Here is a 20,813-nt window from a genome sequence, read left to right on the forward strand (position 1 = left end):
TTTATCTGGAAATCCAAAAGCCTTGATACGCCTGCTGAAGTTTTTCTGGTGGTCCTTCGTCGCCGTTTTCTGTGGCCTGCTGCTCGGCCTGAGCGGTGCCTACCTGTACCTTAGCCCTAGCCTGCCGTCTGTGGACGCACTGAAGTCGGTGCAGCTGCAGATACCGCTGCGGGTGTACAGCAGCGACAACAAGCTGATCGCTGAATTTGGCGAAATGCGCCGCTCTCCGATCAAATTCGCCGAAATTCCGCCGCACTTCATCCAAGCGCTGCTGTCGGCGGAAGACGACAACTTCGCCAACCACTATGGCGTGGACCCCAGCAGCCTGATGCGCGCCGCTGGCCAGCTGTTCAGCAGCGGCCACATTCAGACGGGCGGTAGCACCATCACCATGCAGGTGGCCAAGAACTACTTCCTCAGCAGTGAGCGTAGCTTCTCCCGCAAGGCCACAGAAATTCTGTTGGCCCTGCAGATCGAACGCCAGCTGACCAAGGATGAAATTCTTGAGCTGTACGTGAACAAGATCTACCTGGGCAACCGCGCCTACGGTATCGATGCCGCGTCGCAGGTGTATTACGGCAAGTCGATCCGCGACATCAGCCTGGCGCAGATGGCCATGATCGCCGGCCTGCCCAAGGCGCCGTCGCGCTTCAACCCGCTGGCCAACCCGGTGCGCGCCAAGGAGCGCCGCGACTGGATCCTGGGCCGCATGTACAAACTGGGCAAGATCACCGAGGACGAGTACCAGACCGCCCTGGCCGAGCCGATCAACGCCAGCTACCACGTGCCTACCCCGGAAGTGAACGCGCCATGGATCGCCGAGATGGCCCGCGCCGAGATGGTTGGCCGCTATGGCAGCGACGCCTACACCGAAGGTTTCCGCGTGACCACCACGGTGCCCAGCAACCTGCAGGAAGACGCCAACGCCGCCGTTGCCGCCGGCCTGATCGAATACGACCAGCGCCACGGCTACCGCGGCCCTGAATCGCGCCTGCCGGGCAAGACCCGTGACGCCTGGCTGCAGGAACTCACCAAGCAGCGCCCACTCAATGGCCTGGACCCGGTGATCGTCACCCAGGTCGACAAGGGTGGCCTGAGCGTGCTGAACCGCAACGGCGAGCAGCAGCACGTAGCCTGGGACACCATGAAGTGGGCCCGCCCCTTCCTCAACACCAACAGCCAGGGCCGTGCCCCCGCACAACCTTCGGACGTGGCCCAGGTGGGCGACCTGATTCGCGTGCAGGCGCAGCCTGATGGCACGCTGAAATTCAGCCAGGTGCCTACGGTGCAAAGCGCGCTGGTGTCGCTTGACCCGCAGAACGGCGCCATTCGCGCGCTGGTGGGCGGCTTCGCCTTCGAGCAGAGCAACTACAACCGCGCCGTGCAGGCCAAGCGCCAGCCGGGCTCCAGCTTCAAGCCGTTCATCTATTGCGCGGCACTGGACAACGGCTACACCCCGGCCACCCTGGTGAACGATGCGCCTATCGTGTTCGCCGACGCCAACATGGACAACGTCTGGCGGCCGAAGAACGACACCAACACCTTCCTGGGCCCCATCCGCCTGCGCGAAGCGCTGTACAAGTCGCGCAACCTGGTGTCGATCCGCGTGCTGCAGGCGCTGGGCGTGAACCCGACCATCGACTACATCACCCGCTTCGGCTTCAACAAGCAGGACCTGCCGCCGAACCTGTCGCTGGCCCTGGGTACCGCCACCCTCACGCCTATCGAGATCGCCACGGGCTGGAGCACCTTCGCCAACGGCGGCTACAAGATCTCGCCGTACCTGATCCAGAAGATCGAGAGCCGCAACGGCGACACCCTGTTCGTCGCCAACCCGCCCAGCGTGCCGGCCGACGCTCGCGCCGCAGCCACCGCGCCTGGCGTTGCCGCGCCCGAGCATTCGCTGATCACCGACGCCAGCAGCCCGGCCCTCACCGAGGCGCCAGCCGTGGCCACGCGGGTGGTCGACGGCCGTACCACCTTCATCCTCAACAGCATGCTCGAGGACGTGATCAAGAAGGGCACCGGCCGCCGCGCCATGGCCCTGGGCCGCAGCGACCTGGCCGGCAAGACCGGTACCACCAACGACTCCAAGGACGCGTGGTTCTCGGGCTACAACGCCGACTACATGACCACCGTGTGGACCGGCTTCGACCAGCCTGAAAGCCTGGGCCGTCGCGAGTTCGGCGGCACCGTGGCGCTGCCTATCTGGATGGACTACATGGCCGCCGCGCTGAAGGACAAGCCAGCCCACACCCAGGCCGAGCCGGAAGGCATCGTCAGCCTGCGGGTAGACCCGGTCAGTGGCCGCGCGGCAGCCCCGAGCACGCCGAACGCCTACTTCGAGCTGTTCAAGAGCGAGGACACGCCACCGTCGGTCAACGAGCTGGGCAATGGCAGCGCCCCTGGCAGCCCGCTGCCAGCGGACGAGTCGGCGCCTATCGACCTGTTCTGACGGCCATGACGCGGCCGTGGGGGCCGGGGGGCCCCCAGCGCGGGCCCGCGGCCGGGGGCCCCGCCCCCCCCCCCCCCCCCCCCCCCCCCCCCCCCCCCCCCCCCCCCCCCCCCCCCCCCCCCCCCCCCGTCCCGCCCTCTCATCACCGCACCAATAAAAAAGCCCGACTCAATGAGTCGGGCTTTTTTATTACCAGCTGCTATCAGCCGTTGAACACGTCATCCACGCTTTTCAGCGGGTAGTTCTTCGGGTACGGCAGGGTAGCCACGCCAGTCTCGATGGCGGCCTTGGCCACGGCGTCGGAGATGACAGTGATCAGGCGGGCATCCATTGGCTTCGGAATGATGTACTCACGGCCGAATTCCAGGGAGATGCCGCCGTAAGCGTCGCACACTTCCTGAGGCACTGGCAGCTTGGCCAGTTCGCGCAGGGCGTTGGCGGCGGCGATCTTCATTTCTTCGTTAATGCGCTTGGCGCGTACGTCCAGGGCACCACGGAAGATGAACGGGAAGCCCAGCACGTTGTTGACCTGGTTCGGGTAGTCCGAACGGCCAGTGGCCATGATCACGTCGTTGCGGGTGGCGTGGGCCAGCTCTGGCGAGATTTCCGGGTCGGGGTTCGAGCAGGCGAACACGATCGGGTTGGCGGCCATGCGCTTCAGCTGCTCGGCGGTCAGCAGGTTCGGGCCCGACAGGCCGACGAACACGTCTGCGCCTTCGATGGCGTCGTCCAGGGTGCGCTTCTCGGTGGCGTGGGCGAACACCGCCTTGTACTGGTTCAGGTCGTCACGGCCAGCGTGGATCACGCCGGTACGGTCGATCATGAAGATGTTCTCGACCTTGGCACCCATGCTAACCAGCAGCTTCATGCAGGAGATGGCGGCGGCGCCAGCGCCCAGGCAGACGATCTTCGCGTCTTCCAGGGTCTTGCCGGCGATTTCCAGGGCGTTGATCATGCCGGCCGCGGTAACGATGGCGGTGCCGTGCTGGTCATCGTGGAACACCGGGATGTCGCACTGCTCGATCAGCGCGCGCTCGATCTCGAAGCACTCAGGTGCCTTGATGTCTTCCAGGTTGATGCCACCGAAGGTGATGGAGATACGCTTGACGGTGTCGATGAAGGCTTGCGGGCTTTCGGAGTCGACTTCGATGTCGAATACGTCGATGCCGGCGAAACGCTTGAACAGAACGCCCTTGCCTTCCATTACTGGCTTGGAAGCCAGTGGGCCCAGGTTACCCAGGCCGAGAATGGCGGTACCGTCGGAAATGACTGCTACCAGGTTGCCCTTGCCGGTGTACTTGTAGGCCAGCTCTGGGTCGCGACCGATTTCGCGAACCGGCTCGGCCACACCCGGGCTGTAGGCCAGCGACAGGTCACGGGCGGTGGCGGTAGGTTTGGTGAGCTCGACACTCAGTTTCCCAGGACGCGGCTGGGCATGGTACTCGAGAGCGGCAGTTTTCAAATCTGACATTTTGGCGTTCCGCTTGTGCTATGGACTTTTAGAAGCGCCGAGGATACTCGCCCTGCAAACAGGCGACAAGACTGCCCGGTCACTTGGTTTAGGCGCCTGGCTATTGGACTTTGGCCGCAGGGCCACGGTTGGCGGGGCTTGCGAGTGTCTACAATTAATTTAATTTATGTGAACAATTTGTCGCATCTATTGTTCAAAAATCAGGCAAAAAAAAGGTGCCCCGAAGGACACCTTTCTTTACCAGCTCGATCGTTAGATCAAACCTTGCGAGCGCCGAAACCGCCGAAACGCTTCTGGAAGCGGTCAACACGGCCGCCGGTGTCCAGAGTTTTCTGCTTACCGGTGTAGAACGGGTGGCATTCGGAGCAAACGTCCAGGCTCAGTGGCTTGCACAGAGTCGAACGGGTCTTGATGACGTTGCCGCAGCTGCAGGTGGCGTCAACGGCTTCGTACGCTGGATGAATTTCTGGTTTCATGGTCACTTCCTCAGGCTGCGTGCCGCCATCCAACACCATTGTTGAATACCGCACGTAATTAGGCCGCGTATCTTATCAGACCTTGTCAAACACGCAAGTTATCGCTTGCACCGACTGTCGTCTGGTAGGCTGCGCCCCTGCATTCACCCCCACTTCAGAGAGCCCCCACGCGTGCCCGACGTCATTCTGCGCCTCGCCCTGCCCTCGCCGCTGCGACGCCTGTTCGACTACCGGGCACCGGCCGGCATGCCAGCCAGCGCGTTCACCCCGGGCATGCGCCTGCGCGTGCCGTTCGGGCGCCGCGAGATGATCGGCATGCTGGTGGAGGTCGCCGAGCACAGCGAGGTGCCCGCCGACAAGCTCAAGCCTGCCGTGGCCCTGCTGGACCCGGTGAGCCCGCTGCCGCCGGCGCTGTTCAAGCTGTGCCTGTGGACCGCGCAGTATTATCAGCACAGCCTGGGCGACACCCTGAGCTGGGCCTTGCCGGTGCTGCTGCGCCAGGGCGAGCCGGCCGAGGCGCGCCAGGAACGTTTCTGGCTGGCCGCGCCCAGCGCGCGCCAGGACGACCCGCGCATCAAGAACGCACCCAGGCAGCGCGAGGCCCTGGCCACCCTGGCCCAGCACCCGCACGGCGTGCCGCACCAGTTGCTGAGCAAGCTGGGCCTGAACAAGACCAGCCTCGATTTGCTGCTGGAAAAAGACCTGGTGCAGGTGGAAGTACGCCGCCACGCCCCAGGGGTGCGCCACGAACACTGGTTGGCGCAGCCCGAACTGCCGCTCAACCCCGAGCAGCGCGCCGCCTTCGAGGCGGTGCGCGCCGGCTTCGACAGTTTCCACGCCTTCCTGCTGGCGGGTGTCACCGGCAGCGGCAAGACCGAGGTGTACCTGCAGCTGATCCGCGAAACCCTGGAGGCCGGCAAGCAGGCGCTGGTGCTGATCCCCGAGATCAACCTGGGCCCGCAGACCCTGGCGCGGTTCGAGCAGCGCTTCAATGCGCGCATCGCCCTGCTGCACTCTGCCGTCAATGACCGCGAGCGCCTGGACGCCTGGCTGGCCGCGCGCGACGGCGAGGCCGACATTATTATCGGCACCCGCTCGGCGCTGTTCACGCCCATGAAGAACCCTGGCCTGATCATCATCGACGAAGAGCACGACGGCTCCTATAAACAGCAGGAAGGCCTGCGCTACCACGCCCGCGACCTGGCGCTGGTGCGCGCGCGCCAGGAGAACATCCCGATTCTGCTGGGCTCGGCCACGCCGTCGCTGGAAAGCCTGCACAACGCCTACACCGGCCGCTACGGCCTGCTGAAACTGGAACACCGCGCCGGTGGTGCCAAGCAGCCGAAGTTCCTGCGCCTTGACGTGAAAAGCAGGCCACTGGACAGCGGCATCAGCGGCCCGATGCAGCAAGCCATCGGCCAGACCCTGGCCAACGGCCAGCAAGTGTTGGTGTTCCTCAACCGCCGCGGCTTCGCGCCCACGCTGCTGTGCCACGACTGCGGCTGGATGTCCGAATGCCCCCGCTGCGATGCGCGCACCACCGTGCACCAGCGCTCCGGCGAACTGCGCTGCCACCACTGTGGCCACGTGGAGCGCGTGCCGCGCCGCTGCCCCAAGTGCAATACCGTGGACCTGCGCCCGGTGGGCGCCGGCACCGAGCGTGCCGAGGAACGCCTGAGCATTCTGTTCCCCGATTACCCGGTGCTGCGCGTGGACCGCGACAGCACCTCGCGCAAGGATGCGATGAACCAGCTGTTCGCCACTATCCACAAGGGCCTGCCGTGCATTCTGGTGGGCACGCAGATGCTTGCCAAAGGCCATCACTTTCCACGGGTGACACTGGTCTCGATCCTGGACGCCGACGGTGGGCTGTTTTCCGGCGACTTCCGCGCCAGCGAGCGCATGGCCCAGCTGATTGTGCAGGTGGCAGGCCGCGCCGGCCGCGCCGAAGAGCCCGGGCGGGTGATCATCCAGACCCACCTGGCCGACCACCCGCTGCTGGTGCAGCTGACCGAACAGGGCTACTTCGCCTTCGCCGAGCAGGCCCTCAGCGAACGCCGCGCTGCCGGCCTGCCGCCTTTTGCGCACCTGGCGCTGCTGCGCGCCGAAGCGCACAAGCCGGGCCAGGCCGAGGCGTTCCTGGATGAAGCCTGCAGCGCAGCCGAGCAACTGCTGGAACAATTGCAGCTTTCGGGCATCGAACTGCTCGGCCCGGTGCCGGCCCCCATGGAGCGCCGCGCCGGGCGTTACCGTGCACAGCTACTATTGCAGGCCAGCGCCCGGGCGCCACTGCACCGGCTGCTGGCCAGCTGGCTACTGGCGCTGGAGCAGATGCCCAGCGGCCGCCAGGTACGCTGGTCGCTGGATGTCGACCCGGTTGACCTGTATTAAAGACGGTGGGAGCTGGCTTGCCAGCGAGTTTTTCAATAGGCCCAAAAGCTCGCTGGCAAGCCAGCTCCCACAACTTGCACTAAACAAGGTTGGCAAGCCAACCTTGGCACCGGATAATATCCAGTTTTTCCACCCGCGCTTCCAGGCGCCGCCCGCCCACGCGGTCGAACGAGAAGACCATGAAAGACACCATTCGCCAGCTGATTCAACAAGCCCTCACCCAACTCGTCACGGAAGGTGTGTTGCCTGAAGGGCTGACGCCAGCGATCCAGGTGGAAAACGCCCGCGACAAGAAAAACGGCGACTTCGCCAGCAACATCGCCATGATGCTGGCCAAGCCGGCTGGCCTTAAACCCCGCGACCTGGCCGAAAAGCTGATCGCCGCCCTGCCTGCCGACGCGCAGATCAGCAAGGTCGAGATCGCCGGCCCCGGCTTCCTGAATTTCTTCCAGAACACCCAGGCCCTGGCCGCCCGCCTGGACGCCGCCCTGGCCGACGCCCATCTGGGCGTGCGCAAGGCTGGCGCCACCCAGCGCGTGGTGGTCGACCTGTCGGCCCCCAACCTTGCCAAGGAAATGCATGTCGGCCACCTGCGCTCCACCATCATTGGTGACGGCGTGGCCCGCGTGCTGGAATTCCTCGGCGACACCGTGATTCGCCAGAACCACGTGGGCGACTGGGGCACCCAGTTCGGCATGCTGATGGCGTACCTGCAGGAAAACCCGATCACCAGCGACGAGCTGTCGGACCTGGAGAACTTCTACCGCGCCGCCAAGCAGCGCTTCGACGAGTCGCCCGAGTTCGCCGACCGCGCCCGTGGCCTGGTGGTCAAGCTGCAGGCCGGCGACCCGGACTGCCTGGCCCTGTGGACCAAGTTCAAGGACATCTCGCTGTCGCACTGCCAGAAAATCTACGAACTGCTGAACGTCAAGCTGACCATGGCCGACGTGATGGGCGAAAGCGCCTATAACGACGACCTGGTCAACGTGGTCAACGACCTCAAGGCTGCCGGCCTGCTGGTGGAAAGCAACGGCGCCCAGTGCGTGTTCCTCGACGAATTCAAGAACGCCGAAGGCGAGCCGCTGCCGGTGATCATCGTCAAGGCCGACGGCGGCTACCTGTACGCCACCACCGACCTGGCCGCCGTGCGCTACCGCAGCGGCACCCTGGCCGCCGACCGCGCCCTGTACTTCGTCGACCAGCGCCAGGCCCTGCACTTCCAGCAAGTGTTCGCCGTGGCCCGCAAGGCCGGCTTCGTCACCCACCCGATGGACATGGAGCACATGGGCTTCGGCACCATGAACGGCGCCGACGGCCGCCCGTTCAAGACCCGTGACGGCGGCACCGTGAAGCTGATCGACCTGCTGACCGAAGCCCAGGAACGCGCCTACGCGCTGGTGAAGGAAAAGAACCCGGAGGTGGCCGAGGAAGAACTGCGCGCCATCGCCAAGGTGGTGGGCATCGACTCGGTGAAGTACGCCGACCTGTCCAAGCACCGCACCAGCGACTACAGCTTCAACTTCGACCTGATGTTGAACTTCGAAGGCAACACCGCGCCATACCTGCTGTACGCCTACACCCGTACTGCCGGCGTGTTCCGCAAGCTGGGCAAGAGCTTCGCCGACGTGGAAGGCGAGATCGTGCTGGAAGCCCCGCAAGAGCACGAACTGGCCGCCAAGCTGGCGCAGTTCGGCGAAGTGCTGAACAACGTCGCCGAGAAAGGCACCCCGCACGTGCTGTGCACCTACCTGTACGACGTGGCCGGCCTGTTCTCCAGCTTCTACGAGAACTGCCCGGTACTGGGCGCCGACACCCCGGCCCAGCAACAAAGCCGCCTGCGCCTGGCCGCCCTGACCGGTCGCACCCTCAAGCAAGGCCTGGAGCTGCTGGGCCTGGAAACTCTGGAGCGCATGTAAGTTGGTTGCCAAGAAAAAACCTGCTCCCAAGCGTGGCGCCAGCCGAAATTCCGCTCCAGCGAAAAAGCCGATTCCGGGTTGGGTATGGATGGCGGTCGGCCTCACGGTCGGCGCCTTCATCGTCTTCCTGATGAAGCTGGAGCCGGGGCATGACGACGTCAAGCGGGTGAAACCCGAGCAGGCCAAGGCCGACAAGATCGCCGAGGCCAACAAGACGCCGCCAAGCCCGCAGGCACCGGTGAAGCCCAAGTACGACTTCTACACCCTGCTGCCCGAGTCGGAAGTGATCGTGCCGCCGGAAGCGGTGCCGGAGAAAACCCCGCCGGTGCCGGCGCAACCACCGGTCACCCCGGCGGAAGCGGCGAAGATCGACACCGCGCGCGCCCAGGCGGCGCTGTCGGGGCAGACGCCACCGCCAGCACCGGCGGTGATCAAGCCGGCGGCCACCACGCAGTTCTTCCTGCAGGCCGGCTCGTTCCGCAAGCAGTCCGATGCGGACCGCGTGCGCGCGCAGATCATTCTGCTGGGCCAGGCCGTGGCCGTGGAGTCGGGCACCGTGAAGGACGAGACCTGGTACCGGGTGCTGGTGGGCCCGTTCAGCAACCGCGAGCAATTGACCGTGGCGCAGAAGCAGCTGTCGGGCAGCGGTTTCAGCAACTTGCTGTTACAACAACGCCAGACCCGCCAGTAAGCCCTTCGGACGCGGCCCTGTAGCAGCGGCCGCAGGCCGCGTCCGCCACCACCCTGCAACAACACCGCTCATCCCCCAAGGTTGAAATAGCCAACCGCACCCCCATATGAGTTTCCATCAGGGCATTTTCGCCCCGCTGCGTGGAGACTCTCCCCTTGACCACCATCGTTTCAGTTCGTCGCCACGGCAAAGTCGTCATGGGCGGCGACGGCCAGGTTTCCCTCGGTAATACCGTGATGAAAGGCAACGCCAAGAAAGTGCGCCGCCTGTACCACGGCCAGGTAATCGCCGGTTTTGCCGGTGCCACCGCCGACGCCTTCACGCTGTTCGAGCGTTTTGAAGGCCAACTGGAGAAACACCAGGGCCACCTCGTGCGCGCCGCCGTCGAGCTGGCCAAGGAATGGCGTACCGACCGTTCCCTGAGCCGCCTGGAAGCCATGCTTGCCGTGGCCAACAAGGACGCCTCCTTGATCATCACCGGCAACGGCGACGTCGTCGAACCTGAAGACGGCCTGATCGCCATGGGCTCCGGTGGTGCATTCGCACAGGCCGCTGCCCGCGCGCTGCTGATGAAAACCGACCTGTCGGCCCGCGAAATCGCCGAGACCGCACTGGGTATCGCCGGCGACATCTGCGTGTTCACCAACCACAACCTGACCATCGAGGAGCAGGACCTCGCGGAATAACAAGTTGTTCTGGCGCCCGGCCGCGGCCGGGCTTTCCCACGCTTGTCAGCACCGCTAGAGGACCGCCACATATCATGTCCATGACCCCCCGCGAGATCGTCCACGAACTCAACCGCCACATCATCGGCCAGGACGATGCCAAGCGCGCCGTCGCCATCGCCCTGCGCAACCGCTGGCGCCGCATGCAGCTGCCGGCCGAGCTGCGCGTTGAAGTGACGCCCAAGAACATCCTGATGATCGGCCCTACCGGCGTGGGCAAGACGGAAATCGCCCGCCGCCTGGCCAAGCTGGCCAACGCGCCGTTCATCAAGGTCGAAGCCACCAAGTTCACCGAAGTCGGCTATGTGGGCCGCGACGTCGAGTCGATCATTCGTGACCTGGCCGACGCTGCCCTGAAGCTGCTCCGCGAGCAGGAAATCGTGCGCGTGCAACACCGCGCCGAGGACGCCGCCGAAGAGCGCATCCTCGACGCCCTGCTGCCGCCGGCGCGCATGGGCTTCAACGAAGACCAGAACCACAGCACCGACTCCAACACCCGCCAGCTGTTCCGCAAGCGCCTGCGCGAAGGCCAGCTGGATGACAAGGAAATCGAGATCGAAGTAGCCGAGGCCGTGGGCGTCGACATTTCCGCGCCACCTGGCATGGAAGAGATGACCAGCCAGCTGCAGAACCTGTTCGCCAACATGGGCAAGGGCAAGAAGAAAGCCCGCAAGCTCAAGGTCAAGGAAGCCCTCAAGCTGGTACGCGAGGAAGAAGCCGGCCGCCTGGTGAACGAGGAAGAACTCAAGGCCAAGGCCCTGGAAGCGGTTGAACAGCATGGCATCGTGTTCATCGACGAGATCGACAAGGTGGCCAAGCGCGGCAACGTCGGCGGCGCCGATGTGTCCCGCGAAGGCGTACAGCGCGACCTGCTGCCGCTGATCGAAGGCTGCACCGTGAACACCAAGCTGGGCATGGTCAAGACTGACCACATCCTGTTCATCGCCAGCGGCGCTTTCCACCTGAGCAAGCCAAGCGACCTGGTGCCGGAGCTGCAAGGCCGCCTGCCGATCCGCGTGGAACTCAAGGCCCTGACGCCGGAAGACTTCGAGCGCATCCTGCAGGAGCCGCACGCCTCGCTGACCGAGCAGTACCGCGAGCTGCTGAAGACCGAAGGCCTGAACATCGAGTTCGCGCCCGAGGGCATCAAGCGCCTGGCCGAAATCGCCTTCCAGGTGAACGAGAAGACCGAGAACATCGGTGCCCGCCGCCTGCACACTCTGCTTGAACGACTGCTGGAAGAAGTGTCCTTCAGCGCCGGCGACCTGGCCAGCGCCCACAGCGAAGCGCCGATCCGCATCGACGCCGAGTACGTGAACAGCCACCTGGGCGAATTGGCGCAGAACGAAGATCTGTCTCGGTATATCCTGTAAGGCAAGACCTGCCCGTAGCACCTGTGCTGTGGGAGCTGGCTTGCCAGCGAGCTTTTAGAAGCGAAAAGCTCGCTGGCAAGCCAGCTCCCACAAGGGCGACCTGAACTTCAGAGCCCTGTATCGATGACCAAGCTCCCCACCGCCATCAACCTGCACAAAGCCTCGAAAACCCTGAGCCTCACCTACGGCCCGGACGAGGTGTACCACCTGCCCGCCGAATTCCTGCGCGTGCACTCTCCCTCCGCCGAGGTCCAGGGCCACGGCAAACCCATCCTGCAATTCGGCAAACTGGGCGTTGGCCTGTCCAAAATAGAGCCGGCCGGCCAGTACGCACTAAAATTGACCTTCGACGATGGCCACGACAGCGGCTTGTTCACTTGGGACTACCTGTACCAGCTGTCGATTCGCCAGGAACAGCTGTGGGCCGATTACCTCGACGAACTGCAAAAAGCCGGCAAGACCCGTGACCCCGCATTGTCGGTGGTCAAACTGATGCTCTAGCCCGCGGGTCGGATTTTCTAGAGAGCATTTTCTAATTCTATTTGCTTGAATGCCTTGGCAGCGGTCCTACATCGGTCGCTTGCGATTTCGTACAAAGTCGGGTAACCAATGGAAGTGGCAAGTTCCCTGCATCACTCAGGGCACTGGTCGGGTTCGGACGTTGCGAGAGAAGGTAACCTTCCGCAGGCGCAGGATTGCCGGCAATACTCCGCGATGCATCGCCCGCCCAGTCGTTACACAACTGTTCGCTATCACTGGTCACCCGGGCAGTAGTACTGGCTCGCGGCTGCGCTGTCGGCACAGTCCCACCAGTACTCGTCTCAGGACAACGGAGCGTCGTAGATGAGTAACAAGAACAACGATGAACTGAAGTACCAGGCCTCGGAAAACACCCTGGGCTTGAACCCTGTCATCGGCTTGCGCGGCAAGGATCTGCTCAGCTCTGCGCGCATGATTTTGCGGCAAGCTCTCAAGCAGCCACTGCACAGTGCCAAGCACGTGGCGCATTTCGGTATCGAACTCAAGAACGTGATCTTCGGCAAATCCAGCCTGGTGCCGGAAAGCGATGACCGTCGCTTCGGTGACCCCGCCTGGAGCCAGAACCCCCTTTACCGCCGCTACCTGCAGACGTACCTGGCGTGGCGCAAGGAGCTTCACGACTGGGCGGGCGAAAGCAACCTGTCGGCCCAGGACATTGCCCGCGCCCATTTCGTCATCAACCTGATGACCGAAGCCATGGCCCCCACCAACACCATGGCCAACCCGGCGGCGGTGAAGCGCTTCTTCGAAACCGGCGGCAAGAGCCTGCTCGACGGCCTGTCGCACCTGGCCAAGGACCTGGTGAACAACGGCGGCATGCCCAGCCAGGTGAACATGGACGCGTTCGAGGTGGGCAAGAACCTGGGCACCAGCGAAGGCGCGGTGATTTACCGCAACGACGTGCTGGAGCTGATCCAGTACAGCCCCATTACCGAGCAGACCCTGGAACGCCCGCTGCTGGTGGTGCCGCCGCAGATCAACAAGTTCTACGTGTTCGACCTCAGCCCCGAGAAGAGCCTGGCGCGCTTCTGCCTGCGCAGCAACGTGCAGACCTTCATCATCAGCTGGCGCAACCCAACCAAGGCCCAGCGCGAGTGGGGCCTGTCGACCTACATCGACGCGCTGAAGGAAGCGGTGGACGTGGTGCTGGCCGTCACCGGCAGCAAAGACCTGAACATGCTGGGCGCCTGCTCGGGCGGCATCACCTGCACCGCGCTGCTGGGCCACTACGCCGCCCTGGGCGAGCGCAAAGTGAACGCCCTGACCCTGCTGGTGAGCGTGCTCGACACCACCCTGGACACCCAGGTGGCGCTGTTCGTCGACGAGCAGACCCTGGAGGCGGCCAAGCGCCACTCCTACCAATCGGGCGTGCTGGAAGGCAAGGACATGGCGAAGATCTTCGCCTGGATGCGCCCCAACGACCTGATCTGGAACTACTGGGTGAACAACTACCTGCTGGGCAACGAGCCGCCGGTGTTCGACATCCTGTTCTGGAACAACGACACCACGCGCCTGCCGGCCGCCTTCCACGGCGACCTGATCGAAATGTTCAAGAACAACCCGTTGACCCGCGCCAACGCCCTGGAAGTCTGCGGCACGGCCATCGACCTGAAACAGGTGGACAGCGATATTTTCTGCCTGGCGGGCACCAACGATCACATCACGCCATGGACTTCGTGCTACAAATCAGCACAACTGTTTGGCGGCAAGGTGGAGTTCGTACTGTCGAGCAGCGGTCATATCCAGAGCATTCTCAACCCGCCTGGCAACCCCAAGGCGCGGTTCATGACCAATAGCGAGCTGACGTCCACCCCCGTGCAGTGGCAGGAAGATTCGACCAAGCACACCGATTCCTGGTGGTTGTACTGGGCAGCCTGGTTGACCGAGCGTTCGGGGGAGCTGAAAAAGGCGCCACTCAAGCTGGGCAACAAGGCGTACCCGGCCGGGGAGGCTTCACCCGGGACTTACGTGCACGAGCGCTGAGGCGCCAGGCCCGTCCGAGAACCGCCACGGCACATGGCGTGGCGGCACAACCTATAGGGCTTGATGCATGCAGGAACAGTACATCTTCCGGACCGTGGATCTGGATGGCCAGGCCATCCGCACCGCGGTAAGGCCGGGCAAGCCGCATTTGACGCCGCTGCTGATCTTCAATGGCATCGGCGCCAACCTGGAGTTGGTATTTCCCTTCGTTCAGGCGCTGGACCCGGACCTGGAAGTCATCGCCTTTGACGTGCCCGGCGTGGGCGGCTCGTCCACGCCCAGCTACCCGTACCGTTTCCCGGGCCTGGCTCGGCTGACGGCGCGCATGCTCGACTACCTGGACTACGGCCAGGTGAACGCCATTGGCGTGTCGTGGGGCGGCGCGCTGGCCCAGCAGTTCGCCTACGACTACCCCGAGCGCTGCAAGAAGCTGGTGCTGGCGGCCACGGCAGCGGGCGCGGTAATGGTGCCGGGCAAGCCCAAGGTACTGTGGATGATGGCCAGCCCGCGGCGCTACATACAGCCGTCGCACGTGGTGCGCATCGCCCCGGAAATCTACGGTGGTGCGTTCCGCCGTGACCCGGACCTGGCCATGAACCACGCTGCCAAGGTGCGCTCCTCGGGCAAGCTGGGCTATTACTGGCAGCTGTTCGCCGGGCTCGGCTGGACCAGCATCCACTGGCTGCACAAGATCCACCAGCCCACCCTGGTGCTGGCCGGCGACGACGACCCGCTGATTCCACTGATCAACATGCGCCTGCTGGCCTGGCGCATCCCCAACGCGCAATTGCACATTATCGACGACGGCCACCTGTTCCTGATTACCCGGGCCGAAGCCGTCGCCCCAATCATCATGAAGTTTCTCCAGGAAGAGCGCCAACGCGCGGTGATGCACCCGCAACCGGCGCCGTTTCGCGGCCCCTGAGGGGCCGCTGGTTGTCGCGTGCGTGGCCGGAGTGCTGCCAACGCGATCAACGCAAGCACGATGCACGTCGCTTGCACCCATGTGTTGGTAGAAGGCCCGACGAAGGAGTGTTGACGCATGAAAGAGAAACCAGCCAAGGGGCATACGCCCACCGCTGCCACCTTTATGAACGCCCAGAGCGCGATCACCGGGCTACGGGGTCGCGACCTGGTTTCGACCCTGCGCAGCGTAGGCCGCCACAGCCTGCTGCACCCGGTGCTTACCGCCCGCCACGCGCTACGCCTGGGCGGCCAGCTGGGCCGGGTGCTGATGGGCGACACGCTGCACCAGCCCAACCCCAAGGACAGCCGCTTCAGTGACCCCACCTGGAGCCTTAACCCATTCTACCGCCGGGGCTTGCAGGCCTACCTGAGCTGGCAGAAAGAGGTGAAGGCCTGGATCGACGAGAGCGGCCTGGACGAAGACGACCGCGTGCGCGCGCACTTCGTCTTCGCCCTGATCAACGACGCCATGTCGCCCACCAACTCGCTGCTCAACCCGCTGGCGCTCAAGGAGCTGTTCAATTCGGGTGGCACCAGCGTGATCAAGGGCATCGGCCACCTGCTGGACGACCTGCGCCACAACGACGGCCTGCCCCGCCAGGTCAGCCGCGAGGCGTTCGAGGTGGGCAAGACCGTGGCCACCACGCCCGGCGCGGTGGTATTTCGCAATGAACTGCTGGAGCTGATCCAGTACAAGCCCATGAGCGAAAAGCAGTACGCCAAGCCGCTGCTGATTGTGCCGCCGCAGATCAACAAGTACTACGTGTTCGACCTCAGCCCCACCAACAGCTTCGTCCAGTACGCGCTGAAGAATGGCCTGCAGGTGTTCACCATCAGCTGGCGCAACCCCGACGCCCGCCACCGCGAGTGGGGCCTTTCCACCTACGTGGAAGCCCTGGAGGAGGCGGTGAACGTCTGCCGTTCGGTGACCGGCTCGCGGGACGTGAACCTGATCGGCGCCTGCGCTGGCGGCCTGACCATGGCCGCGTTGCAGGGCGTGCTGCAGGCCAAGCGCCAGGGCCGCCGCGTGGCCAGCGCGACCTACCTGGTAAGCCTGCTGGACAGCCAGATCGAAAGCCCGGCGGCGCTGTTCCTCGATGAACAGGCGCTGGAGGCGGCCAAGCGCCGCTCCTACCAGCACGGCGTGCTGGACGGCCGCGACATGGCCCGGGTGTTCGCCTGGATGCGCCCCAACGACCTGATCTGGAATTACTTCGTCAACAACTACCTGCTGGGCAAGGCGCCACCGCCGTTCGACATTCTCTACTGGAACAACGACACCACGCGCCTGCCTGCCGCGCTGCACGGCGACCTGCTGGACTTCTTCAAGCACAACCCGCTCACCCATTCGGGCGGCCTTGAGGTGTGCGGTACGGCCATTGACCTGTCCAAGGTGACCGCGGACAGCTTTAGCGTGGCCGGCATCAACGACCACATCACCCCGTGGGACGCGGTGTACCGCTCGACCCTGCTGCTGGGCGGCGAGCGGCGTTTCATCCTGTCCAACAGCGGCCACGTGCAAAGCATCCTCAACCCGCCGGGCAACCCCAAGGCCAACTACGTCGAGAACACCCGCCTGAGCAGCGACCCACGGGCCTGGTACTACGACGCCAAGAACGTGGAAGGCAGCTGGTGGCCGGAATGGCTCAGCTGGATTCAGGCGCGTTCAGGCGCCCAGCGCGAGACCCAGATGGCCCTTGGCAGTGCCACGTACCCCACGCTGGACGCAGCCCCAGGCACCTATGTGCTGGTGCGCTGAATTTTGCCCAAGGACTGACAAGAAAACCGGATGAAGACCCGCGACCGTATCCTGGCGTGCGCCCTGCAGCTGTTCAACCAGCAGGGCGAACCCAATGTATCGACCATGGAAATTGCCAATGAAATGGGGATCAGCCCCGGCAACCTCTATTACCATTTCCACGGCAAGGAGCCGTTGATACTGGGGTTGTTCGAACGCTTCGAAGACGAACTCACGCCATTGCTGGACCCGCCCGAGGACCTGCAGCTGAGTGCCGAGGACTACTGGCTGTTCCTGCACTTGATTGTGGAGCGCATGGCCCAGTACCGCTTCCTGTTCCAGGACCTGTCAAACCTGGCCGGGCGCCTGCCCAAGCTGGCGCGCGGTGTGCGCAGCCTGCTCAACGCCATCAAGCGCACGCTGGCCTCGCTGCTGGCCAGCCTCAAGGCCCAGGGCCAGGTTACCAGCGACACCCAGGCGCTGGGGCAACTGGTGGAGCAGATCACCCTGACCCTGGTGTTCTCCCTGGATTACCAGCGCATTCTGGGCCGCGACGGCGAGGTGGGCGTGGTGGTGTACCAGATCATGATGCTGGTAGCCCCGCACCTGCACCCCGAGCCAAGGCATGCAGCGGAACGCATCGCCCTACGCTACCTGGAGGGCTGACGCGGCATCCTGTGGGAGCTGGCTTGCCAGCGAGTTGTTGGGGCCATAAAAGCTCGCTGGCAAGCCAGCTCCCACAAGACAGTTGCTGCTACGGAGGCAAATAAAAACGCCCGGCCTTTGCGGGGCCGGGCGTTTGGTCAGCCTGAAGCGATCAGGACTGCGGGGCGCTCGCCGGTGCCTGGGCGCTGCTTGGCGCTGGCGCGGACGGGGCGGCGGCGCTGTTGGCGGTGGTCGCCGGGGCTGCGCTGGCGGCCGGGGTGGCCGGCTTGGCGGCTGCCGGTTTTTTCACCGCAGGCTTTTTCGCCGCCGGCTTGGCAGCAGGCTTCGCGGCGGCCTTGGCGGCGGCTACCGGTTTGGCGGCAGCCTTGGTGGCGGTCTTGGCCGCTGCCGCGGTTTTCGCCGCTACCGGCTTGGCCACCGCCTTGGTGGCTGCCTTGGCGGTGGAAGCAGCCTTGGCCAGCGGTTTGGCCGCAGGCTTGGCAGCAGCAGTACGGCTGGAGATCGGGGTCACCGATTGGCCGGTGAGCTTCTCGATCTGCTTGGTCAGGGTATCGACCTTGCTGTGCAGCTGCTTCACTTCCAGGCGGCTAGGCACGCCCAGGCGCGAAATGGCGCTGTTCAAACGCTTGTCGAACGCCTCTTCCAGCTCGCCCCACTTGCCCAGCGCGCGGTCTTTCACATCGCCCACCCGTGATTTCGCGGTCTTGGCGGTGGACTTCACCGAGTCGACGCCTTTGTCCACTTCGTCCTTGGCCTGTTGCTCGGCTTTCTCGCCGTCCTTGACCAGGTTCTCGAAAAGCTTACTGCCGTCATTGCTGATCTTCGAGTAAGCGCCCAAACCAGCCAGCCAGATCTGACGCGAGTATTTCTCTACTTCGCCGACCCAGGAGCTGCCTTCTTTCTCAACCTTCTTCTTGCCAGCCATCCTGCTCTCCTTAATGTTTGCGCTCGACACGTTGAAGCAATGCCGTCAGCTCATCGAGCTTAGCAGAGAGTGTTTCAACGTCATGTTTGGACGGAATGCCGATGCGGTTCAAGGCACTGGCCACCCGGGAGTCGAAGGCGCTTTCGATACGGTCAAGCTGCAGCTCGACCTTGCCCTTCACGGACTTGAGCTCGGCCTTGACCTCGCCCTTCACTTCGGCGATTTCGGTGTTGGCGGCCTTGATCTCGGCATCGATCTTTTTCTTGCCGGTCTTTTCCACGTCTTCGCCGGTCTTGATCAGCTCCTTGATGTAGCTGACGCCTTCCTTGCCGGCCTTGGCGTAGGCACCGATGCCTGCCAGCCAGATCTTGCGCGCGTAGGAACGAACCTCACCGGCGGCGTGTTCCGCCGGAACCTGGACTTTCTTCTTCAGGATCGCTTTTGCCATGGTGCACCTCATGCTTGGAAAGAGGGAGGATTGCCCACCCGACCACAGGGCATGAGCACACCTTAATGACAAAAATTAGAATGCTCACCCTAAGCACAGCCCCGCACTTGTCACGGACTTGTCAGGGTTTTGACAAAAATCTCACATATGACGTCGTAGCATGCTTGTCGCTTTTAATTTCGGGCAGCTGACTCAGGCGCCTGATCGCCGAGAGTTGGAACCCACATGACCACCGCATCCCCCGCAGTAGCTCGCCGTACCCGTACCGATTGGGCGGGCCTGGGCTGGCTTTTCCTGTTCTTCTGGTATTTCTCGGGCGTGACCCAGGCGCTGATCCTGGCCGCCGGCACCACTGGTTTCCAGGGTTTCCGTGACGCATTTTTCCTCAGCGCCCTGTGGCTGATCCCGGTGCTGCTGTTCCCTTCACGCACCAAGGTGATCGCGGCGGTCATCGGCATCGTGCTGTTCCTGTGTTCGCTGGGCAGCCTGTTCTACTTCCTGGTGTATCACCAGGAGTTCTCCCAGAGCGTGATTTTCATCATGTTCGAGTCCAACAACGCTGAAGCCGGCGAGTACCTGGGCCAATACTTCCAGTGGTGGATGGTGCCGACCTTCCTGCTGTACGCCGCCGTGCCGGTGTTCATCTGGACCCGCCTGCGCCCCGTGCGCATCAGCACCACCAAGGCCATCGCCGTTAGCCTGGCGCTGATTCTGGGGCTGCTGGTGTGGCCGCTGGTGAAGGCCGTGAAGAAGAAAGGCGGCTTCGAGAACGGCATGGAAAACTTCCAGGGCCGCATGGAGCCTGCGGTGCCATGGCAGCTGGTGATTGGCTACAACAACTACCTCAAGCAGCTGGACGGCATGCAGGACATGCTGGCGCTGGACGCGAAGATCCCGCCGCTGACCAACCTGAAAGACACTGCCGCCGGCCAGCCTTCCACCCTGGTGCTGGTGATTGGCGAGTCGACCAACCGCGGGCACATGAGCCTGTACGGCTACGGCCGCGACACCAACCCCGAATTGAGCAAGATGCGCGACCAACTGAGCATCTTCAATGACGTGGTCACCCCGCGCCCCTACACCATCGAGGCGCTGCAGCAGGTGCTGACCTTCGCCGACGAAGAGCACCCGGACCTGTTCCTGAAGACACCGTCCATCGTCAAGATGATGAAACAGGCTGGCTACAAGACCTTCTGGATCACCAACCAGCAGACCCTGACCAAACGCAACACCATGCTCACCACCTTCTCTGAACAGGCGGACGAGCAGTCGTACATGAACAACAACCGCAACCAGAACGCCCGCCAGTACGACGGCGACGTGATCGAGCCGTTCACCAAGGCCCTGGGCGACAGCGCGCCGCGCAAACTGATCGTGATCCACCTGCTGGGCACCCACGTCAGCTACCAGTACCGCTTCCCGCCAGAGTTCGACAAGTTCAAGGACAATGTCGGCGTACCACCGGCCATCACCGGCGAACGCCTGCAGACCTACAACGACTACGACAATGCCGTGCTGTACAACGATTTCGTCGTGTCCAGCCTGATCAAGAGCTACCAGGCCACCGACCCGAACGGCTTCCTGCTGTACCTGTCCGACCACGGCGAAGACGTGTACGACTCCGGCGACCACACCAACCTGGGCCGCAACGAAGGCAACCCGACGTCGGCCATGTACACCATTCCGTTCATGGCCTACGCCTCGCCGAAATGGAAAGCCGACCACGCGTGGGGCTTCCAGAGTGATGCCAACCGGCCGTACAGCACCCAGAACCTGATCCACACCTGGGCGGACCTGGCCGGCTTGAGCTTCAACGAGTGGGACCCGACCAAGAGCATCGTCAACGACAAGTTCGTGGCGCGCCCACGGCTGATCGGCGACCCCTACAACCCCAAGACCCTGCGTGACTACGCCACCATCGCGCCCAAGGCCGGCGGCACCGCCGTAGTCCAGAAGTAACCTAAACCCCCGTAGCAGCGGCTACGGGGATACTGTGGGAGCTGGCTTGCCAGCGAGCTGTTAGGGCCCAAAAGCTCGCTGGCAAGCCCG

16 protein-coding genes are annotated in these 20,813 nt (G+C 63.8%); 12 read left to right on the forward strand and 4 right to left on the reverse strand.

Features of this window, described 5'->3' with window-relative positions:
• The first annotated feature begins 22 nt into the window (after positions 1 to 22).
• A complete protein-coding gene (locus AC0SZ7_RS16820) occupies positions 23 to 2,455 on the forward strand; it encodes a penicillin-binding protein 1A (RefSeq protein ID WP_475505430.1) in 2,433 nt (810 codons plus the stop codon).
• 202 nt (positions 2,456 to 2,657) lie between these two features.
• On the opposite strand, the gene AC0SZ7_RS16825 is transcribed toward AC0SZ7_RS16820, so the two are convergent.
• Both AC0SZ7_RS16825 and rpmE read right to left on the reverse strand, forming a co-directional pair.
• Positions 2,658 to 3,926, reverse strand: coding sequence for a malic enzyme-like NAD(P)-binding protein (locus tag AC0SZ7_RS16825; protein WP_475505431.1), 1,269 nt, complete (start codon positions 3,924 to 3,926; stop codon positions 2,658 to 2,660).
• A 257-nt stretch (positions 3,927 to 4,183) separates the two neighbouring features.
• The gene (gene rpmE / locus AC0SZ7_RS16830) at positions 4,184 to 4,402 is read right to left on the reverse strand and encodes a 50S ribosomal protein L31 (protein ID WP_158154476.1); all 219 of its coding nucleotides are present in this window, start codon (positions 4,400 to 4,402) and stop codon (positions 4,184 to 4,186) included.
• A 171-nt stretch (positions 4,403 to 4,573) separates the two neighbouring features.
• Here rpmE and AC0SZ7_RS16835 point away from each other — a divergent pair, with 171 nt between their 5' ends.
• The 10 genes from AC0SZ7_RS16835 to AC0SZ7_RS16880 all read left to right on the forward strand — a co-directional run bounded on the left by AC0SZ7_RS16835 (position 4,574) and on the right by AC0SZ7_RS16880 (position 17,391).
• A complete protein-coding gene (locus AC0SZ7_RS16835; protein ID WP_475505432.1) occupies positions 4,574 to 6,793 on the forward strand; it encodes a primosomal protein N' in 2,220 nt (739 codons plus the stop codon).
• Between the two features lie 179 nt (positions 6,794 to 6,972).
• The gene (argS, locus tag AC0SZ7_RS16840; protein ID WP_475505433.1) at positions 6,973 to 8,709 is read left to right on the forward strand and encodes an arginine--tRNA ligase; all 1,737 of its coding nucleotides are present in this window, start codon (positions 6,973 to 6,975) and stop codon (positions 8,707 to 8,709) included.
• 1 nt (position 8,710) lies between these two features.
• A complete protein-coding gene (locus AC0SZ7_RS16845; protein ID WP_416422050.1) occupies positions 8,711 to 9,400 on the forward strand; it encodes an SPOR domain-containing protein in 690 nt (229 codons plus the stop codon).
• Positions 9,401 to 9,555: 155 nt separating this feature from the next.
• Positions 9,556 to 10,086: an ATP-dependent protease subunit HslV gene (gene hslV / locus AC0SZ7_RS16850; RefSeq protein ID WP_008368013.1), complete on the forward strand. Its 531-nt coding sequence runs from the start codon at positions 9,556 to 9,558 to the stop codon at positions 10,084 to 10,086.
• 74 nt (positions 10,087 to 10,160) lie between these two features.
• Positions 10,161 to 11,498 carry an ATP-dependent protease ATPase subunit HslU gene (hslU, locus tag AC0SZ7_RS16855; protein ID WP_475505434.1) on the forward strand — a complete coding sequence of 446 codons (1,338 nt, stop codon included), beginning with the start codon at positions 10,161 to 10,163 and terminating at the stop codon, positions 11,496 to 11,498.
• 123 nt (positions 11,499 to 11,621) lie between these two features.
• Entirely contained in the window at positions 11,622 to 11,999 is a 378-nt protein-coding gene (locus tag AC0SZ7_RS16860) for a gamma-butyrobetaine hydroxylase family protein (protein ID WP_475505435.1), read from the forward strand.
• A 342-nt stretch (positions 12,000 to 12,341) separates the two neighbouring features.
• Positions 12,342 to 14,021: a class II poly(R)-hydroxyalkanoic acid synthase gene (gene phaC / locus AC0SZ7_RS16865; protein WP_475505436.1), complete on the forward strand. Its 1,680-nt coding sequence runs from the start codon at positions 12,342 to 12,344 to the stop codon at positions 14,019 to 14,021.
• A 67-nt stretch (positions 14,022 to 14,088) separates the two neighbouring features.
• Positions 14,089 to 14,946 carry a poly(3-hydroxyalkanoate) depolymerase gene (phaZ, locus tag AC0SZ7_RS16870; RefSeq protein ID WP_416422046.1) on the forward strand — a complete coding sequence of 286 codons (858 nt, stop codon included), beginning with the start codon at positions 14,089 to 14,091 and terminating at the stop codon, positions 14,944 to 14,946.
• Positions 14,947 to 15,063: 117 nt separating this feature from the next.
• The gene (gene phaC / locus AC0SZ7_RS16875) at positions 15,064 to 16,746 is read left to right on the forward strand and encodes a class II poly(R)-hydroxyalkanoic acid synthase (protein WP_475505437.1); all 1,683 of its coding nucleotides are present in this window, start codon (positions 15,064 to 15,066) and stop codon (positions 16,744 to 16,746) included.
• A 30-nt stretch (positions 16,747 to 16,776) separates the two neighbouring features.
• Entirely contained in the window at positions 16,777 to 17,391 is a 615-nt protein-coding gene (locus tag AC0SZ7_RS16880) for a TetR/AcrR family transcriptional regulator (protein ID WP_475505438.1), read from the forward strand.
• Positions 17,392 to 17,542: 151 nt separating this feature from the next.
• Here the strand turns inward: AC0SZ7_RS16880 and AC0SZ7_RS16885 are convergent, their stop codons facing one another.
• Both AC0SZ7_RS16885 and AC0SZ7_RS16890 read right to left on the reverse strand, forming a co-directional pair.
• Complete coding sequence (locus tag AC0SZ7_RS16885; protein WP_475505439.1) at positions 17,543 to 18,316, reverse strand: phasin family protein; 774 nt, start codon at positions 18,314 to 18,316, stop codon at positions 17,543 to 17,545.
• Positions 18,317 to 18,326: 10 nt separating this feature from the next.
• Complete coding sequence (locus AC0SZ7_RS16890; RefSeq protein WP_475505440.1) at positions 18,327 to 18,764, reverse strand: phasin family protein; 438 nt, start codon at positions 18,762 to 18,764, stop codon at positions 18,327 to 18,329.
• Positions 18,765 to 18,989: 225 nt separating this feature from the next.
• Here AC0SZ7_RS16890 and cptA point away from each other — a divergent pair, with 225 nt between their 5' ends.
• Positions 18,990 to 20,723 carry a phosphoethanolamine transferase CptA gene (gene cptA / locus AC0SZ7_RS16895; protein ID WP_475505441.1) on the forward strand — a complete coding sequence of 578 codons (1,734 nt, stop codon included), beginning with the start codon at positions 18,990 to 18,992 and terminating at the stop codon, positions 20,721 to 20,723.
• Positions 20,724 to 20,813: the final 90 nt, after the last annotated feature.

This window comes from Pseudomonas sp. JC1203, from assembly GCF_056175065.1.

What these genes read in the sequence shown, in the direction of transcription:
- AC0SZ7_RS16825 (WP_475505431.1), bottom strand. Translation starts at nt 3,926, where the DNA reads ATGTCAGATTTGAAAACTGCCGCTCTCGAGTACCATGCCCAGCCGCGT.
- rpmE (WP_158154476.1), bottom strand. Translation starts at nt 4,402, where the DNA reads ATGAAACCAGAAATTCATCCAGCGTACGAAGCCGTTGACGCCACCTGC.
- argS (WP_475505433.1), top strand. Translation starts at nt 6,973, where the DNA reads ATGAAAGACACCATTCGCCAGCTGATTCAACAAGCCCTCACCCAACTC.
- hslU (WP_475505434.1), top strand. Translation starts at nt 10,161, where the DNA reads ATGTCCATGACCCCCCGCGAGATCGTCCACGAACTCAACCGCCACATC.
- AC0SZ7_RS16860 (WP_475505435.1), top strand. Translation starts at nt 11,622, where the DNA reads ATGACCAAGCTCCCCACCGCCATCAACCTGCACAAAGCCTCGAAAACC.
- phaC (WP_475505436.1), top strand. Translation starts at nt 12,342, where the DNA reads ATGAGTAACAAGAACAACGATGAACTGAAGTACCAGGCCTCGGAAAAC.
- phaZ (WP_416422046.1), top strand. Translation starts at nt 14,089, where the DNA reads ATGCAGGAACAGTACATCTTCCGGACCGTGGATCTGGATGGCCAGGCC.
- phaC (WP_475505437.1), top strand. Translation starts at nt 15,064, where the DNA reads ATGAAAGAGAAACCAGCCAAGGGGCATACGCCCACCGCTGCCACCTTT.
- AC0SZ7_RS16880 (WP_475505438.1), top strand. Translation starts at nt 16,777, where the DNA reads ATGAAGACCCGCGACCGTATCCTGGCGTGCGCCCTGCAGCTGTTCAAC.
- AC0SZ7_RS16885 (WP_475505439.1), bottom strand. Translation starts at nt 18,316, where the DNA reads ATGGCTGGCAAGAAGAAGGTTGAGAAAGAAGGCAGCTCCTGGGTCGGC.
- AC0SZ7_RS16890 (WP_475505440.1), bottom strand. Translation starts at nt 18,764, where the DNA reads ATGGCAAAAGCGATCCTGAAGAAGAAAGTCCAGGTTCCGGCGGAACAC.
- cptA (WP_475505441.1), top strand. Translation starts at nt 18,990, where the DNA reads ATGACCACCGCATCCCCCGCAGTAGCTCGCCGTACCCGTACCGATTGG.